Origin of the sequence: Hymenobacter sp. (genome assembly GCF_036388155.1) — a bacterium.
GTDB lineage: Bacteria > Bacteroidota > Bacteroidia > Cytophagales > Hymenobacteraceae > Hymenobacter.
This window is the reverse complement of the sequence record NZ_DASVSI010000066.1, coordinates 54,404-73,079: the sequence shown is the minus strand read 5'-3', so window position 1 is coordinate 73,079 and position 18,676 is coordinate 54,404. Positions and strand designations below refer to the sequence as shown.

Annotated in this window: 10 protein-coding genes and 1 tRNA gene; 7 read left to right on the top strand and 4 right to left on the bottom strand. The window is 59.3% G+C overall.

Going from position 1 to position 18,676, the window contains the following annotated elements:
* Positions 1–264: 264 nt before the first annotated feature.
* Positions 265–1,911: an amidase gene (locus VF629_RS09580; protein ID WP_331058253.1), complete on the top strand. Its 1,647-nt coding sequence runs from the start codon at positions 265–267 to the stop codon at positions 1,909–1,911.
* Between the two features lie 181 nt (positions 1,912–2,092).
* On the opposite strand, the gene VF629_RS09575 is transcribed toward VF629_RS09580, so the two are convergent.
* On the bottom strand, positions 2,093–3,502 hold the full coding sequence (locus VF629_RS09575; protein ID WP_331058252.1) for an FAD-binding oxidoreductase: 1,410 nt from the start codon (positions 3,500–3,502) through the stop codon (positions 2,093–2,095).
* 90 nt (positions 3,503–3,592) lie between these two features.
* Between VF629_RS09575 and VF629_RS09570 the strand changes: the two genes are divergently transcribed.
* From VF629_RS09570 to VF629_RS09555, 4 genes are all read left to right on the top strand, one after another.
* Positions 3,593–4,183, top strand: coding sequence for a C40 family peptidase (locus tag VF629_RS09570; protein WP_331058251.1), 591 nt, complete (start codon positions 3,593–3,595; stop codon positions 4,181–4,183).
* A gap of 148 nt (positions 4,184–4,331) precedes the next feature.
* The gene (locus VF629_RS09565) at positions 4,332–7,568 is read left to right on the top strand and encodes a TonB-dependent receptor (protein WP_331058250.1); all 3,237 of its coding nucleotides are present in this window, start codon (positions 4,332–4,334) and stop codon (positions 7,566–7,568) included.
* A 301-nt stretch (positions 7,569–7,869) separates the two neighbouring features.
* On the top strand, positions 7,870–11,424 hold the full coding sequence (locus VF629_RS09560; RefSeq protein ID WP_331058249.1) for a TonB-dependent receptor: 3,555 nt from the start codon (positions 7,870–7,872) through the stop codon (positions 11,422–11,424).
* 184 nt (positions 11,425–11,608) lie between these two features.
* Positions 11,609–11,682: transfer RNA gene (locus VF629_RS09555), tRNA-Ala, on the top strand.
* Positions 11,683–11,749: 67 nt separating this feature from the next.
* Here the strand turns inward: VF629_RS09555 and cysK are convergent.
* Both cysK and VF629_RS09545 read right to left on the bottom strand, forming a co-directional pair.
* Positions 11,750–12,673: a cysteine synthase A gene (gene cysK, locus VF629_RS09550; RefSeq protein ID WP_331058248.1), complete on the bottom strand. Its 924-nt coding sequence runs from the start codon at positions 12,671–12,673 to the stop codon at positions 11,750–11,752.
* 124 nt (positions 12,674–12,797) lie between these two features.
* Positions 12,798–13,631, bottom strand: coding sequence for a serine O-acetyltransferase (locus VF629_RS09545; protein WP_331058247.1), 834 nt, complete (start codon positions 13,629–13,631; stop codon positions 12,798–12,800).
* 184 nt (positions 13,632–13,815) lie between these two features.
* Between VF629_RS09545 and VF629_RS09540 the strand changes: the two genes are divergently transcribed.
* Both VF629_RS09540 and VF629_RS09535 read left to right on the top strand, forming a co-directional pair.
* Positions 13,816–14,157: a cupin domain-containing protein gene (locus VF629_RS09540; protein WP_331058246.1), complete on the top strand. Its 342-nt coding sequence runs from the start codon at positions 13,816–13,818 to the stop codon at positions 14,155–14,157.
* Between the two features lie 320 nt (positions 14,158–14,477).
* Positions 14,478–15,458 (top strand): aldo/keto reductase, encoded by a 981-nt coding sequence (locus tag VF629_RS09535; protein WP_331058245.1) that lies wholly within the window; start codon positions 14,478–14,480, stop codon positions 15,456–15,458.
* Between the two features lie 10 nt (positions 15,459–15,468).
* On the opposite strand, the gene VF629_RS09530 is transcribed toward VF629_RS09535, so the two are convergent.
* A complete protein-coding gene (locus tag VF629_RS09530) occupies positions 15,469–18,660 on the bottom strand; it encodes a PAS domain S-box protein (RefSeq protein WP_331058244.1) in 3,192 nt (1,063 codons plus the stop codon).
* Positions 18,661–18,676: the final 16 nt, after the last annotated feature.

The following is an 18,676-nucleotide window of genomic DNA, read 5'->3' as shown; positions in this document are numbered from 1 at the left end:
AGCTGCTCCCTCAAAGGAGCAGCTTTTTTGTTTTGGGATGATTCTGTGTATCGTATTGCTTGCAGTCGCGGACCTGTACACCCCACCCCTGCTGGGCACGGCCCCTCACCTCCGGGAGAGGGGTGCGTTCTGGCGGTAACAGGCGTCTGGCTCACCTCTCCCGGCAGGGGTGGGGTGAACGGCATATGCAGCCGCCTATTCTACTGTATAATTGCCGTTCGGAGCGAATGCTCCGCTCTTGCCCCATACTGTTTTTTCGCTTTCATGGACCGTCGTCTTTTTCTGAATCAGGGGGCCAAAGTGGCTCTCACCGCCGCACTGCTACCGGCCGTGGCTTGCCAGTCAACTCCTGAGAAGTCTGCGGCAGAAGCGGGCACGTCCGGAGCGGCAAACGCCGCGGGGAATGACAGTGCCGAGACGTTTGCCCTGCACGAAGCCACCGTGGCCGACTTGCAGGAACGCATGGCCAAAGGCACCGAAACCGCCCGCAGCCTGAGCGAGAAGTACCTGGACCGCATTAAAGCCCTCAACGAGGAAGGACCGAAGCTGCGAGCCGTGATTGAGACCAACCCCGACGCCCTAAAAATTGCCGACGGGCTGGACCAGGAGCGTAAAGCCGGCAAGCTGCGCGGCGCCTTACATGGCATTCCGGTTCTCATTAAGGACAACATCGATACCGGCGACCAGATGATGACCACAGCCGGTGCACTGGCCCTGCAAGGACACAAGGCCAAGCAGGATGCCTTCATTGTGCAGAAGCTGCGGGCTGCCGGCGCCGTGCTGCTGGGCAAAACCAACCTGAGCGAATGGGCCAACTTCCGCTCCACGCACTCGGTGAGCGGCTGGAGCAGCCGCGGGCACCAAAGCCGCAACCCCTACGTGCTCGACCGCAACACCAGCGGCTCCAGCTCGGGTTCGGGCGTGGCGTTGGCGGCCAACCTGTGCGCCATCGCCATTGGCACCGAAACCGATGGGTCGGTGGTCTCGCCGTCGTCGTGCAACGGCCTGGTGGGCCTCAAGCCCACGGTGGGCCTGCTTAGCCGCAGCGGCATCATTCCCATTTCCAGCACCCAGGACACCGCCGGCCCCATGGCCCGCACCGTGCGCGACGCGGCGCTCCTGCTGGCCGCGCTACAAGGCGCCGACCCTGCCGACTCGGCCAAGCTGCCCATTCCGGCCAGTATGCCCACTGACTATACATCTTTCCTCAAACCCGACGCGCTGAAAGGCCAGCGGCTGGGCGTGGAAAAAGCCCACCTTAACGGCCCAACCGCCGTCGCCAACTTGCTGAAGGCTGCCGTGGAAGCCTTAAAAGCGCAAGGGGCTACCGTGGTAGAAGTCGAATTGGTCAAAAAAATCAATCCGCTCGGCGAGGCCGAGTTTGACGTGCTGCTGTACGAGTTCAAGGAGGGCGTGAACAAGTACCTGGCCAATGCCGGCGCCAGCGTGCGCACCCTGGCCGATGTCATCGCCTACAACACGGCTCATGCTGCCGAGGCCATGCCCATCTTCGGGCAGGAAATCTTGATGCAGGCTGAAAAAACCGACGGCCTGGGCAGTTCCAAATACCAAGCGGCCGTCCAGAAAACGGTGTCGGAGTCTCGCAAAATTATTGAGGCTACGATGCGCGACAACCAGCTCACGGCCATTGTCGGCGTGACTACGGGGCCGGCCTGGTGCATCGATTGGGTAAACGGCGACTATTCGACGGGCGTCGACTTCTCGTCGCCTGCTGCCATGGCCGGCTATCCGCACCTGACGGTGCCCATGGGCCAGGTGCGCGGGCTGCCGGTGGGCTTGTCGTTTGTGGGCGCCGCTTACCAAGAAGGGAAATTGTTGGGGCTAGGGTATGCGTACGAACAGGCCACGCGCCATCGCGCCGCGCCCAAGATGCTGCCGACGGTGGTGTAGCGCCCCCGTCATGGCGAGCGCAGCGACGCAATCCGTCCCCTCTTAGCGACCTGCGCTGGGTTGTGATAAAGTCAAACACAAAGCCCCAGCACTGCGCAGTGCTGGGGCTTTGTCACAGTACTAAGCGCGTTGCTGAGACCAGGACGGATTGCGTCGCTGCGCTCGCAGTGACAGCCACTGGCTAGAAAATCTTGCCGGGGTTGAGAATGCCATGGGGGTCAAAGACGGTTTTGATGCCGCGCATCAGGGCCAGGTTGGCTTCGGGCAAGGCAATGCCGATGTAGCCCTTTTGCACGAGGCCGATGCCGTGTTCGCCGGAAATCGTGCCGCCGAGCTTCACGCAGAGCTCGAAGATTTCGGTGATGGGCTGGCGCAGACCTACGTTCCACATGTCGTCGTCGAGGTCGCCACGGATGATGTTGACGTGCAGGTTGCCGTCGCCGGCGTGGCCGTAGCACACGCTCTTGAAGCCGTAGCGGGACCCGATTTCCTTCACCCCCTTCAGCAGCGTGGGCAGTTCGGCCCGGGGCACCACGGTGTCTTCTTCCTTGTACACGGAGTTGTAGCGCACCGAATTGCCGATGTTGCGGCGGATTTTCCAGAGCTCGTCTTTCTGCGTGGCATTGTCAGCCAGTAGAATTTCGTCCACGTCGTAGTGCTCCAAGACACCATAAACTTGCTCAGCTTCCTTGTACAGCTGGTCTAAATCTTGGCCGTCGAGCTCAATCAGCAGGTGTGCTTTAATGTCCTCGGGCAGCGTGAGGGGGATGTTTAGGTAATCCGAAGACCAGGCAATGGCCTCGCGTTCCATGAATTCCATGCCCGAGGGAATGATGCCGGCCCGAAACACGGCCGACACCGCTTCCGCCGCTTGCGCTTCCTGGCGGAAGGGCACCAGCATGAGGATGTTGTGCTGCGGATAGGGCAGCAAGCGAAACACCACCTTGGTGATGATGCCCAGCGTGCCCTCCGAGCCCACCAGGAGCTGGGTGAGGTTGTAGCCCGTGGAATTTTTGAGCGTGTTGGCCGCGGTCCAAATGACGTCGCCAGTGGGCAGCACCACCTGCAGATTCAGCACGTAGTCGCGCGTGGTGCCATATTTCACGGCTTTGGGCCCGCCGCTGCTGTGGGCCAGGTTGCCGCCCAAGGAGCAGCTGCCCTTGCTGGCCGGGTCGGGCGGATAAAACAAGCCCACTTCCTTCACCGCGTTCTGAAACGCCTCGTTCACCACGCCGGGCTCGACAGTGGCCTGCAGGTTGCGCTCGTCGATGTGCAGGATGCGGTTCAGCCGCTCGGTGCTCAGCAGCACGCCGTGGTGCACGGGCAAGGCGCCCCCGCTCAGGCCCGTGCCCGCCCCGCGCGGCGTGACCGGAATGCGGTGCTCGTGGCACAGGCGCATGATTTGACTGATTTCCTCGGCATCGGCCGGCCGGAGCACCACGTCGGGCGCGTAATGCAGGTCTTCGGTGTGGTCGCGGCCGTAGTCGGCGTACACATCCGCTTCGACCCGCTGGGCCGTGAGCACGTGCGCCGGGCCCACGATGGCTTCAAACGCAACAATTAATTCCGGGGTGAGGGCGTTAAAATTCATCGGTTGGCTAATCTGGTCCGGCCGCACAAACTATCTTTGAGGCCAATGGGGAGGGTGACAACGAAGATACTACCGGTACTGCTGCTGACTTTGGTCTGGCTCGCCGGCTGTCAGCAGAAACTCAATTATCGCGACGGCAAGTACCGCTCGGCCCGCGAAATGGTGCGCCTAAAAAAGTCCGGCCGATACAGCAGCGCCCGCCCGGTGCGCAAAACTAAAATTGTAGGCGCTGCGCCCCGTGGCGCCAAAACCAAAATTGTAACCAAGCGCACCGCGCGAATGGGCAATGCCACGGGTACGCTGGCCTCGGTAATAGAAGCGGCCCGCTCCTACCAAGGCACGCCCTACCAATATGGCGGCACCACGCGCCTGGGCCTCGACTGTTCCGGCTTGCTGCAGCTCTCGTTTGGCGAAGCCGGCGTAAGCATTCCGCGCTCGTCCAACGAGCAAGCCGTGTGGGGCACGCCCGTACGTACGACGGAGTTACAGCCCGGCGACCTTGTATTTTTTGGGGCTTCGCCCGGCAGCCGCACCATTACCCACGTAGGCCTGGTTACCGTGGCCGACGATGAAGGAGTGGACTTCATTCATGCCTCCACTTCGTTGGGGGTAGTAGAGAACAGCTTAGAATCTGACTATTATTTAAGTCGATTTATTCGGGCGGTACGGCCCCAGTTGTGACCATTGCCTGTTACCTTTGCGGCGTAAATGGTCCGGTGTGCACAATCTAGAGAATAGTGAAATTATCGCAATACTGGCTTCTCTATGTCGGTACGGCCGTTGTCCAGCCTCCCATCAAGCTCATAATTTTTCTCAACTTTTTTTCAATATGAACAAATCATATTTACGCCACGTGCTATTGTTGGCGTTGATGCTCTTCACCGCCCGCTTGGGGTGGAGCCAAGGCGCCACCACAGCGGCCATGAACGGAGTCATCACCGACAGTAAAGGAGAGGGCTTGCCTGGTGCAACAGTAATTGCCGTGCACACCCCCACCAATACTCAATACGTATCGCCAACCAATGCCGATGGCCGCTTTAACATACAGGGCATGCGCGTGGGTGGCCCGTACACTCTGAAGGTAACTTTCGTAGGCTATCAGGACGTTAACCGCGACGGCATTACGCTAACGTTGGGCCAGAATCAGCGAATAGATGTACAACTTAATGATGCCTCCACCCAACTGACTGAGGTAGTTGTGAGCGGGCGTCCGGACCCGAACATCAACGCTGGCCGTACTGGTGCTGCTACCAACGTGAGCCGTGAGCAGATTAATCAGTTGCCAACCCTCAACCGTAACCTGACTGACTTCACTCGCCTTACTCCACAGGCTTCGGGTGGTGGCAGTTCATCATTCGGTGGCGCCAACAACCGCTACAATAACATTACAATCGACGGCGCGGTGAACAACGACGTGTTTGGTCTTGCCGGTTCGGGCACGCCCGGTGGCCAGGCAGGCACCAATCCTATTGCCTTGGATGCTATTGACCAGATTCAGGTCGTATTGGCTCCTTATGACGTGACGCTGGGCAACTTCACCGGTGCAGGTGTAAACGCCATCACTCGTTCGGGCACCAACGATTTATCGGCTTCTATTTACGGCTTTGGCCGCAACCAGAACAGCATTGGCAAAAGCGTTACTGAGCCCCGGGTTAAAGCGGCTGACTTTCATAATTACCAGACTGGCTTCCGCGTCGGTGGCCCCGTTATCAAAGACAAGCTCTTTTTCTTCCTGAACGCGGAAATTGCGCGTAACAGCACGCCTCTGGGCTTCTCTCCTGGTGCCAGCGACTCGCGCGTGAGCGTTGCCACCCTGCAGAATATTGCACGCATTGCCAGCAAGCCTACCAACGAAGGTGGCCTCTACGGTGGTTATGACCCAGGCACCTTTGGCGACATCACAGCTCGCACGGAGAGCGAGAAGGTTTTCGGCCGTCTGGACTTGAACATTTCAGAGAACAATACTCTGACCCTGCGTCACAACTTTGTTAAAGCCTTCGACGACAACATCTCTCGTGGTGCTGCGGCTATCCGCTTCGGCAACAATGCTTATCGCATCAACAACACTACCAACAGCACGGTAGCTGAATTGAACTCTCGCTTTGGCGGCGGTCTTTCGAATAAGCTGATTCTGACTTATACTTCTATCCGCGACTTCCGTGATATTTACGGTGCTGCTGGTCCAGCTTATCGGATTACTGATAATAACATTACCTACGACCTTGGCCAAGAGCGCAGCTCTTTTGGCAATGAGCTCGACCAGGACATCGTTGAGATTACCGACAACGTAACGAAGTCATTCGGCAAGCACACTATCACCATTGGCACGCACAACGAAGGGTTTAAATTCCGTAACCTGTTCCTGAACAACGGACAGGGTTACTACACCTTCGGTGCCACTGGCACGGCTAATACACCGTCTTTCCGCACTGCCCTTGAGAATTTCGAGGCGGGCCGTGCTCTCCGCGTACAGGCCAGCTACCCTACGGCTGACAATGGCGAGGCTAGATTCAAAGCAGCGCAGCTTGGTTTCTATGCTCAGGATGAATACACACCTATCACTAGCCTGCGCCTGACCTACGGCCTGCGGGTTGATGTTCCTCTGTTCCTGGATAAGCCTGGTTACAACGCCGGTGTAACCGAGCGTTTTGGCAGTGAATACAAGACCAGCAACACCCCTAATGGCCAGCTGCTGTTTTCGCCCCGCTTGGGCTTTAACTGGGATGTGAACAACGACGCCAAAGTACAGCTTCGCGGCGGTACGGGCATTTTCACCGGCCGGGTACCATTCGTATGGATTTCGAACAGCTACACCAACAGCGGCCTAATTCAGGGCTCGGTGGACCAGACCGGCACAGCCGCCAGTGGTACTACGCCAGCTTCAACCACGTTGCCTGTGCAGATTAACCCGGCTCTGATTCCTACTTCGTACACTGCTGTTAGCACGAGCCAAATTAACCTCGTGCGTGACGACTTCCGTCTGCCCCAGGTATGGCGTACGAACTTGGCAGTTGACTTCCGTTTGCCCGGCGATATCATAGCTACAATTGAGGGCATTTATTCCAAGACCCTGAACGATATCTACTATAAAGACATCAATCTGACCGCTCCCGTAGGCCGTTTGGCTGGTCCTGACCAGCGCCCGGTTTACGCTGCCACCACCGCATTGCGCCGTATCGACCCCCGCTATACCAACGTGTATTTATTAGATAACACTAACAAAGGCTACCGCTATAACGCAACCATCCAATTGCAGAAAAACTTCAATAATGGCTTGAACACCACGGCTGCCTATACTTATGGGGAATCTAAGGAAGTAAACAGCGGCTCCAGCAGCACGGCTTCGTCAAACTACGGTTTTAACCAAATCGCCTTTGACCCAAACAGCCCTGAACTGGGTTACTCGCGCAACGACCAGCGTCACCGTGTAATTGCAAGCACCGGCTATACCCTACGCTACGCAAACGACGCATTGGCCACTACTTTCAGCTTGTTCTACGAAGGACGCTCAGGCCAGCCCATCACCTACATCGTAGGTCAGGGAAGTGATTTGAACCGCGATGGCAACACCGGCAATGACTTGCTGTATGTGCCAACCAATGTAAGAGACCCTACCCAAATCAACTTAGTAAAAAGCGGCTCTTCGGACACACGGACTATTGAAGAAATCCAGAACCAGTTCGAAGCCTTTATTCAGAACGACCCCTACCTACGTTCGCATCGTGGCCAAGTAGTAGAGCGTTTCGCCGGCCGTATGCCTTGGACCCACCAGATTGACCTGCGTGTTGCTCAAGATGTTAATTTTATGGCTGGTGGAAAGAAGAACACCATTCAAGTAACGTTTGACATACAGAACCTCGGCAACTTGTTGAATAAGGATTGGGGCCATCAGTACACGCTTCAAAACAATGCCATTGAATTGCTGCGTGCAGAAACAACCGGTCCTGGTGCACAGCCTACTCTTTCGTTCCCTGCTTCGTTTGCGACTACAAACCGTGCATACGACATCGCTCCATTCTTCTCGCGGTGGCAGGGTCAGTTGGGCCTTCGATACAGCTTTAACTAAGCAGCTTGACTTAGTATAGTTCGAAGAGGACTGGGAGCAATTCCAGTCCTCTTTTTTTGTATCTCCTACATGACCTTAGCATGGCTAAACACAACACTGTATGCTTAGCCCGTGAACGATGACTATACCACCACTGCACTTGCCGTGGTGCCTAATAAATCCTCAGCTTAGCAGAAAAGTGTTTTTGAGGGTATAAGTGCGACCAAGCTTAATGGTAAAACTCTCCTAACACAGGCCAGCTTGAATGGCGTTACCTTTGCATAAATTTCCCATAATATTGAAACTCACCAACCCTTTTTGTATGAACAATTTACGTTTACGCCACTTGTTTTTGTTGGCGTTGATGCTCTTTACTGCCCATTTGGGGTGGAGCCAGGGCGCCACAACGGCAGCCATGAGCGGAGTCATCACCGACAGCAAGGGCGAAGGACTGCCAGGAGCTACGGTCATCGCCGTGCACACGCCCACCAATACCCAGTACGTTACCCCTACCAACTCGGAAGGGCGCTTCAACATCCAGGGCATGCGCGTAGGCCCGTACTCGGTACGAGTGACTTTTGTTGGTTACAAAGACCTGACGCGTAACGACATCAACCTGACGCTGGGCCAAAACCTGCGTTTCGACCAGAAGCTGAGTGACTCTAGCACGGAACTGACTGAAGTAACCGTGAGCGGCCGCCGCGACCCCGTGATGAACGCCGACCACACCGGCGCCAGCACCACGGTACAGCGCGAAACCATCGAGCGCCTACCCACGCTGAACCGTTCGTTGAACGACTTCACCCGCCTCACACCGCAGGCCAACGGCCAAAACTTCGGTGGCCGGAGCGGAGCGTTTAACAACATCACCGTTGACGGCGCCATTTTCAACAACTCCTTCGGCTTGTCGCCGACCGTTGGTGGCCAAGCTGGTGCCCAGCCCATCTCTCTGGACGCCATCGACCAAATTCAGGTAAGCATTGCTCCGTTCGACGTTCGTCAGGGCTCGTTCACGGGTGCTGGCATTAACGTGATAACCCGCTCGGGCACCAACAAGGTGTCGGCTTCCATCTATGATTTTTACCGTAACCAGGACCTGGTGGGCAATAAAGTAGCCGGCGTTCGGTCGGACTACCCCACGTTTAACCTGAACAACGTCGGCTTTCGGGTAGGCGGTCCTATCATCAAAGACAAACTGTTCTTTTTCGTCAACGCCGAGCAGGAACGCCGCAACGACCCCCCTACGGGTAACTTCACAGCCAACCGCGAAACAACCGCGCCCGCTCCTGGCGGAACGGTATCAAACGCCTCCTCGCGTGACCTAGATGTCCTGAGCAACTTCTTGCAGCAGCAGTACGGATATAACCCCGGCCCCTACGAGAACTATGTCTTGCGCTCGAACAGTGACAAAGCAACGGTGAAAATTGACTGGAACATTAGCAACAACCACCGCTTCAACATCAAGTACAACTACCTGAAGTCGTACGCTGACATTCCGCCTAGTACTTCGGGTGCTATCAATAACCAACGCTCGCAGTCGCAGTTTGGCTTGCCCTTTTTCTCGTCGTACTATACTATCAACAACAACCTGAACTCCATCATTGCCGAATTGAACAGCACGCTCGGCGGTGGTAAGTTTTCGAATAACCTGACGGCAGGCTACTCTGCTTTCCGCGACTTCCGCGAGAGCAGCGGCGGCATTTTCCCGCTGGTAGACATCGGCACCTCCATAGGCCGTAGCACCACCACCGCAGCACAAAACGGCGTAACCGCCTCGAACTCGTTGACTTCCTTTGGTTACGAGCCTTTCTCGGCCTTCAACGTGTTGAATTCGGACGTATATCAAATAGGTGACAATTTCACGGCCTACCTCGGCAAGCACAACGTGACGGTGGGTACCTACAACGAATTTTACAAGTTCCGTAACGGCTTTGCGCCGACCTATTACGGCAACTATGCTTACAACTCGTTGGAAGATTTCTACGCTTCGGCGGGCTTCAACTACGACCGTAGCACGGCTACCTACACTCCCCTACCAACCGGCACTACGCGCCCCGGGCCCCAGCGCTACGACCTGCGTTATTCGACCCTCCCGGGCGGGGCTTTCCCCTTCGCCGACATCACGGCGGTGCAGTTGGGCCTGTATGCCCAGGACGAATGGTCGCCGCGCAATAACCTGCGCGTTATCCTCGGCTTGCGCGCTGACTTGCCCTACCTGACCTCAGACCTGCAGCAAAACACGGACGCGGCCAAACTCACTTTCCGCGACGGCGTGCAGTTGAACACGGGCTCAGTTCCCAAAACCTCGGTGCTGTTTTCGCCCCGGATTGGTTTTAACTGGGACGTGAATGACGACCGCAAAACGCAATTGCGCGGTGGCACGGGCGTGTTTACCGGTCGTATTCCCTTCGTGTGGCTTTCCAACCAAGCCAGCAACAACGGCGTACAGTTCGGCTCGTTTAGCACTTCCGGTTCGGTACCTACCACCACCAATGTTGGCGGCGTGCCAGTTACGAGTGCCAATGCATCCATCTACCCCTTTAATCAGAACGTGGACGCCTACCGTCCAGAAAATGCTGCTGCGAATACGTCCTATAATTTGGCTGTGACTGCAAGAGACTTCAAGTTCCCACAGGTTTGGCGTACCAACATTGCTGTTGACCAAGAGTTGATTGGAGGCGTAATCGCCACCCTGGAGGCTTTTTACACGAAAGACATTAACGCGGTTTACCACCAAAACGTGAACCTACCTGGTAGCGAGGAGGCTCCCTTTGCCCGCGCCGCTGGCGCCGACACGCGTCCGATTTTTTACACCATCAACCCGGCGGTTGTCACCAATGGCTTGGCTCAAGCTACAGCCGTCAACCGCATTTACGGTTTCCTCCCGGCGCCTAACCCAAACCCTAATCGCCTACCTAATGGCAACACCGCTGCGCAACCCAACATCACGGACGCCATCTTGATGCGCAATACGAACAAGGGCTACTCTTACGCTGTCACTGGTCAACTGCAGAAGTCGTTCTCGAGCGGCTTGTACGCTAGCGTGGCGTACACCTATTCTGACGCTCGCTCGGTGAATGACGGCGGTTCCATTGCCCAGTCCATTTGGCGCGACCGTTCGGTGTCGGGCGACCCGAACTCGGACGCATTGAGCTACTCGAACTTCCTGCAGCAGCACCGCGTGATTGTGTCGGCCTCATATCGCCGCGAATACCTGAACCACTTGGGCACCACCATCTCGCTGTTCTACGAAGCAGCACCTGCTGGTCGCTTCTCATACATTTACTCGGGTGACGTGAACGGTGACAGCCAGACGGCTAACGACCTGATGTACGTGCCCCGCAACCAGAGCGAAATCAACCTGCGCGACATCACCTTGCTGCCGGCCATTACGACTGGTACCCCACAGCCGGCCGTGGTGTACACCGCCGCTCAACAGTGGACCGACCTGAATAGCTACATCGAGCAGGATGCTTACCTCAAGACGCGTCGCGGTGAGTATGCCGAGCGCAACGGTGGCGCCCGCCCCTGGCAGAACCGGTTGGACGTGCGCTTGCTGCAGGACATCTTTACCAACATCGGCGAAAGCCGCAACACCCTGCAGTTGAGTGTTGACCTATTCAACGTGGGCAACCTGCTCAACGACAACTGGGGTACTTTCCAGACGCCAAACCGCACGAACCCCCTGGCCTATGTAGGCTACAACGCCCAAAGCCAGCCGGTGTTTGAGTATCGCTACTTGGTAAACCCCACCCGCAGCGGCACGGACAACGCGCCTTCTACCGGCACGAAACTGACCGAGACCTTCCGTAAAGACACGGGCGGCATCGGTTCGCGCTGGCAGGGCCAGATTGGCATTCGCTACATCTTCAACTAAGCTTTTCGGCTTAGCGTAGCTCCGAAGCGGGCCGGAAGCAATTCCAGCCCGCTTTTTTGTGGCTGATTGTTTGGCGCTTGCGCTGCCAACCCAAAAAAAGTAAGCCTCGGCCTTGCCAAACCGCAAACGAGCCGTACTTTTGTCGAACCAACGCGCAAATGGCACGGCGGTAACACCCAAATTTGGGGGATTAGCTCAGCTGGCTAGAGCGCTTGCATGGCATGCAAGAGGTCATCGGTTCGACTCCGATATTCTCCACTTATTCAAATAAAAAGCCCGACCAAGTAATTGGTCGGGCTTTTTGTTTATTCTAAGACCGAGCTGTTTATACAAACAGCCCTTCTACTGAGAGGTAGCGCTCGCCGGTGTCGTAGCAGAAAGTGAGTACGCGGCCACCCTGCGGTACTTCGGCCAGCTTCTTGGCCACGGCGGCCAGCGAGGCGCCGGACGAAACACCGATGAACAGTCCTTCTTCGCGGGCCGCGCGACGGGCGTAATCAAAAGCTTCTTGCTGGGATATCTGGATGGTGCCGTCCAAAATATTGGTGTGCAGGTTGTCGGGGATGAAGCCGGCGCCGATGCCTTGGATGGGGTGCGGGCCGGGCGCTCCACCGCTGATGACGGGCGACGCCTCGGGCTCGACGGCGAAGGTTTTCATGTTCGGGAACAGCGGCTTGAGCACCTCGGTCACGGCCGTGATGTGGCCGCCGGTGCCCACGCCGGTGATGTGGTAGTCGAAGCCTTCGGGGGCATCGCGTAGGATTTCCTGGGCCGTGGTTTCGGCGTGCACTTTGATGTTGGCGGGGTTGGAAAACTGCATGGGCATCCAGGCGCCAGGCGTGTTGGCCACGATTTCCTGGGCTTTCTCGATGGCGCCCTTCATGCCCTTTTCGCGGGGCGTGAGCTCCAGGTTGGCACCGTAGGCGGCCATGAGGCGGCGGCGCTCGATGCTCATGCTTTCGGGCATGACGAGGGTAAGCTTGTAGCCTTTCACGGCGGCCACCAGGGCAAGGCCCACGCCGGTGTTGCCGGAGGTGGGCTCCACAATGAGGCTGTCTTTGGTAAGCAGGCCGTCTTTTTCGGCTTGCTCAATCATGCTCAGGGCAATGCGGTCCTTGATGGAGCCACCGGGGTTGGCGCGCTCCAGCTTCACCCACACTTCGACGTCGGGACGGACGGCGGCGAACAGGCGGTTGAGGCGCAGCAGCGGCGTATTGCCGATGGTGTCGAGGATGGTATTAGCTTTCATTTACAATGGGTGAATGAGTGAATGGATGAATGGGCGAATAAGTTTTTGAACAGTCGATGTAAACGAGAAAGGGAGGCGCTTGCCTTATTCACCCATTCAGTCATTCGCTCATTCACCCATTGAATCAAATGGAAAACACCAGCTCGGCGGCGGGGTCGACGCTGCGCGAGATTTGAATATGGGCGCGGTGGTAGACGCGCGAATGCGAGGGTACGCTCTCGGTGAGCCACACGTTGCCGCCGATGATGCTGTGCGCCCCGACTACCGTGCTGCCTCCCAAGATAGTAGCGCCGGCGTAAATGACCACATGGTCTTCGATGGTGGGGTGGCGCTTGGTGCCCTGCAGGCCCTTGGTCACGCTGAGAGCGCCCAGGGTGACGCCTTGGTATATCTGCACATTGGCCCCGATGACGGCGGTTTCGCCGATGACCAGGCCGGTGCCGTGGTCGATGCAAAAAGCCGGGCCGATGGTGGCGCCGGGGTGAATGTCGACGCCGGTGCGCTGGTGAGCGTATTCGCTGAGCAGGCGCGGCAGACGCGGCAGGCCGCGCTTGTGCAAAGCGTGGGCCAGCCGGTGCAGGGCCGTGGCGTAGAAGCCGGGGTAGGAACTGATGATTTCGCCCAGGCCCCGGGCGGCGGGGTCGCTGGCCAGGATGGAGCTGGCGTCGCGGAGCAGCAGCGCCCGCAAGGCCGGCAGCTGGGCCGTGAACTCGTCGGCCAGCTCGGCCGCGGGAGCAGGCAGCGCGGGCACCGCCGTGAGCAGCGCCGCCAGCTCGGCCCGGAAGTGGTGAAGCTCGGCGGCTACGGCGTCGGGGTTGGGCAGCGGCCGTTCGGCGCGGTGCGGAAACAGCAGGGCCAGCAGCCCGTCGGCCAACGCGCAGAAAGCGGCGCCGGGCAAGGCATCGGGCACCGTGGAATGGGCTTGGGCTAGTTCGGCAACAAAAGAGGGAGGAAGCACGGCAGCAGAGGAAAGGCAGTGAAAACAGCCGGGGGTTTCAACCGGCTGGTCGGGCAAAGGTTTTGCGGGGCAAAGGGCAACGGTTGGTTCCGTTCGGCCGTTTAGCCCAAGCCCTGGTTGCCGATGAAAACCAGCCGCAACCAGGGCATCAAGGTACTCCTTTCCATCTTTCCAACCCAATACCATGTCCGACACCACCATCACCAAAGTAGACTCCCGCTATTCTCCCAAAGGCCACGACGGCGAAAAATACCTGGCCTCGGGCAAGCACGTGTCGATGCGCATGTGGGAAAACGAAGAGCCCGGCGAACCCAAGGAGCCGGCCGCGCGTCCCTACGAAACGGTGGGCTACGTGCTGAGCGGCCGGGCCGAGTTGCACCTGGCCGGCCAAACGGTCATTCTGGAGCCGGGCAACTCTTGGGTGGTGCCCGAAGGCGCCGAACACACCTACAAGATTCTGGAAAGCTTCTCGGCGGTAGAGGCCACGTCACCCCCGGCGCAGGTGCACGGCCGCGAGGGCAGATAGGTCATTCATTAACGCAGCTTCCGGGTCGGTGTGCAGTAGCGCGGACTTTTAGTCCGCGTCTCCGCGCCAGTTGAACGGTTGTAACTGCGCGGGGGCGCGGACTACAGAGTCCGCGCTACTGCCCGGCTGGTACATTGACCATTAAACCGCTCTAACGCTGCTTCTCGGTCTTCTTCATCTGGTAGGTGCCGTGAGCCGAAAGGCGCCGTTAGGCAAGCCTTTGGTTAGGCGGGGTTCTTCCCTGCACCGGTCCGACCGTGCTACGACCGCCCTGTCTGGCCTATTATCTCATCATTCATTAACTGCCTCCTCTCCTATCCATGCAAACCCGTGAGTTGGGCCGGACCGGCCAATACGTTTCCGCCCTGGGTTTGGGCTGCATGTCCATGGCTTCGGACTACGCGTACGGACCCAGCGACGCGGGCGAGGCCGTGGCCACGCTCCACCGGGCCCTGGACCTGGGCGTGACGCTGTGGGACACCGCCGACGTGTACGGTTTTGGGGCCAACGAGGAGCTGCTGCGCCAGGTGCTGGTGCCAAACCGGAAAAGCATCTTTCTGGCCACCAAATTTGGCTTTGTGGCCGACGGTGCGGGCGGCACGCGGCTCGATGTGCGGCCCGAACGCATTGCGGCGGCCTGCGACGCCAGCCTGCAGCGCCTCGGCATCGACACCATCGACTTGTACTATGCTCACCGCATCGACCCGGCCGTGCCCGTGGAGGAGATGGTGGGAGCCATGGCGGCCCTGGTGCAGGCGGGCAAAGTGCGGTACCTGGGGCTTTCCGAAGCCTCGGCTGCGTCGCTGCGGCGGGCCGAGGCCACCCACCCCATTGCCGCCTTGCAATCGGAATACTCCCTGTTTACGCGCGACGTGGAAGCCGACGTGTTGCCGGCGTGCCACGAGCTGGGCGTGAGCCTGGTGGCTTTCTCGCCGCTGGGCCGGGGCCTGCTCACCACTGCCGGGCCCCAACTGGCTGCGCAAGACCTGCGGCGAAGCATGCCACGTTTCAGCGAGGAGCTGGCCGACGCCAACGCGCCGCTGGTGGCAAGCCTGCGCGCTGTAGCGACTGAGAAGGGCATCAGCGTGGCGCAGTTGGCGCTGGCGTGGCTGCTGGCCAAAGACGAGCACCTGATTCCCATTCCGGGCACCAAGCGCCTGCGCTACCTGGAGGAAAACGCTGCCGCGGCCAACGTCCGGTTGACCGCCGTCGACCAGCACCGCATAGCGACGCTGCTGGCGGCGCACCCCGTGGTGGGCGCCCGCTACAACGAAGGCGGGCTGAAGCTGGTGAATCGGTAGCGCTACGGCGTTAGGCTTCGCTCACCAGCTTCAGGGGCCCCAGCGTCCAGTCGTACACCATTTTCACGAGCAAGTCTTCCTTGAAAGGCTTGGTGAGGTAGTCGTTCATGCCCGCGGCCAGGCACTTGCTGCGTTCGCCGCTGATGGCGTTAGCGGTGAGGGCAATGATGGGGACGACCAGGCCCAGCTCCTGGCGCAGCACCGCGGTGGCCTCGTAGCCGTTCATCACCGGCATTTGCACGTCCATCAGTATCAGGTCGAAGGGCTGCTCTTGGGCCAACGACACGGCCACTTGCCCGTTTTCGGCTTCCACCACTTCCAGCCCGGCGTTGGCCAGGAAGATGGACGCGAGCATGCGGTTGAATACGTTGTCTTCGACCAACAACACCCGCTTGCCCTGCAGCGCCAGTTGGAACGCACTGATTTCGATGCCGTCTTTGGCCGGCACGTGCTGCTCCGCGCCCACCGGCAAGCGCAGGGTGAAGCGGCTGGTGGTGCCCACGTTTTTTTCGCTTTCGATGCGCAGCTGGCCGCCCAACAGCTCCACCAGCTTCTTGCTGATGCCCAGGCCCAGGCCGGTGCCCCCCACTTTGCGCGTCACCGAGGAGTCTTCCTGGCTGAAGTCTTCGAACGCCTGGGCCAAGTATTCGGCCTCGATGCCCACCCCGGTGTCTTGCACCGCAAATTCAATTTCGGCCAGGTCCTCCTCCGGCATCCCGACCAAGGCACAGGACACCTGCACCGTGCCTTTTTCGGTGAATTTTACCGAGTTGCTGGCCAGGTTGAGCAGGATTTGGGTAATGCGGTAGGGGTCGCCGAGCAGCACGTCGGGCACGCCCGGCCCCACGTGCGTGGTGTAGCACAGGCCCTTTTCTTCGGCTTTGTAGAGCAGGGTTTTTTCGACTTGCGTGCACACGGCGTGGGCGCTGAAACCAATTTTTTCGAGCGCCACGCGGCCGGCCTCAATCTTGGACAGGTCCAGAATGTCGTTGATGATGACGAGCAGGTTTTCGGCCGACGACGTGATGGCGTGCAGGTAGCTGGCCTGCGGGCCGGTCAGCTCGGTTTTGGCTAGCAGCTGGCTCATGCCCAGAATGGCGTTCATGGGCGTGCGAATTTCGTGGCTCATGTTGGCCAGAAAGGCCTGCTTGGCCCGCGTGCTGATTTCGGCCAGGCCTTTGGCTTCGCGCAGGCTGGCTTCGAGCTGCTTCTGCGGCGTCACGTCCAGGTAAATACCAATGGAGCCCACCAGCCGCTGGTCGTCGTCGTAGAGCGGGGCGCCGCTCACCAGCATCCACTTCACCTCGCCGGTTTTGGTGGTCACGGCCAGTTCGTAGGAGTCGGCAATGCCTTTCTGGCGGACGGCTTTTTTGCTTTCGGCAATGGCCAGGTCTTCGCCCGTGAGCAGCAGCGGCGAGAGCTCGCGGCCGGTCAGCTCTTCGTTGCAGAAGCCGGTCATGTCGCAAAAGCTCTGGTTGGCGTAGAGCAGGTGGTCGTCCAAATCGGCTTCTACCAAGCCCAGCGACATGTTTTCGATGATGCCGCGGTATTTTTCTTCGCGCCGCTTCAGGTCCTCGTTGGCCTTGGTGCGGGCCGTCACGTCGGCGTACTTCCACAAGTGCCCGATGTAGCGGTTGTGGTCGTAAATCGGGGCAAAGTCGCGCTGCAGAATGCGCCCGTCGCGCAGCGTCAGCAGGTCGCCAATGACGGGCTTCCTGCGCCGCAGCAGCGCCGTGATGCGCGCCACGTACTGGCTGGGGTGGTCGAGGTAGTTGCGCGAGCCTTCGGCCAGCCATTCCCCTTCTTTGCCCGCCAGCTGCTCCGGCGTGATGGGCACCCGCAGCAAGTTGCAAAAAGCGTCGTTGGTAAGCACAATGCGGCGGTTCTCGTCCTCCAGCACCAAGCCTTCCTGAAAATTGGCAATCACCGTCGACAGGCGTTTGTTGGACGCCCCGAGGGCTTCCTGGGCGTTTTTCAGCTCGGAAATATCGGTGTGGGTGCCGGTAAAAACCCGGGCCTGGCCGTTGGGGCCGCGCTCGGTCACGAGGCCCCGGCTGAGCAGCCATTTGTAGGAGCCGTCCTGGCAGCGCATCCGAAACTCGGCGGCCATCATGGCCGAGTCGCCGCGCAGGCAAGTGGAAATCGCCCGCAGGGTTTCTTCCAGGTCGGCGGGGTGCACACGCGAGTGCCACGCCTGGTAGCTGTTGGGAAACTCTTCCTCGCCGTACCCCAGCATGGCCCGGTAGTCGGCCGAATACACCACCTGTTTGGTGAGCACGTTGTGCTCCCAGGTGCCGTCGCCGAAGCCTTCGATGGCCAGCCGAAAGCGCAGGTCGCTTTCGCGCAAGGCGCTCTGGGCTTGTTTCAGCGGCGTAATGTCTTGCAGAATGCCGCTGTACTTGATGCCCGTAGTGTCGTACTCCGTCACGGCGGCACTGCCCCGAAACCAGCGCAACGGCTGGCCGGGCACCACCACGCGGCCCTCAAAAGACCACGGAGATTGGGTGCGGACGGCGTGTTCGATGGAGCGCACCACGGCCGGCGTGTCGTCCGGGTGAACGAGTTCGAGCACTTGTTCAAACCCCACTTGGGGAATGCCGAACAATTCTTCCAGCTTGGGGCTAACGTACGTGAAATCCGATGCGCCGTCGGGGCCTCGGTGCCATTCGAAGAGGACGCCCGGCACGTTTTCGGCCAGGGCGCGGAAGCGCTGCTCGCTCTCGGCCAAGTGTGCCTGCGCATTTTTTCGCTCGGTGATGTCTTCCAGCAAGCCGGCCCGGAGTATCACCTCGCGGCGCTCGTTGTAGATGGGCTGCGCCCGCACGCGCAGCCACCCGGCGCCGGGCCGGGGGTTGCGCGTTTCGTACTCAAACGGCAGGTTCTGGGCCAGGGAAGCGGTGTCGCCGGCTTCGGGGGCCAAGAACTCTTTGGGCTGCCGGCCCAGCACCTCGCCCAACTCAAACCCGCACAGGGCCGTGAACCCCTTGCTGACCCACACAATGCGGTCCTGCTCGTCGCTGAGCAGGACGGCGGCGTAGAGTTCTTGTAGCAGGGCCACTTGCTGCCCGGTGCTGGGCAGCGCACCGCCCGGGGCGGCCAGCGGGTTGGGCGGGGCAGCCCGCGCCTCGGCCAAGGCGGCGCGCAAGGCCGCGGTTTCGGCCCGCTCGTGCTCCAAGGCTTGCTCTAATTCTGCGCGGGTCATGGCCACTTCTCCTTCT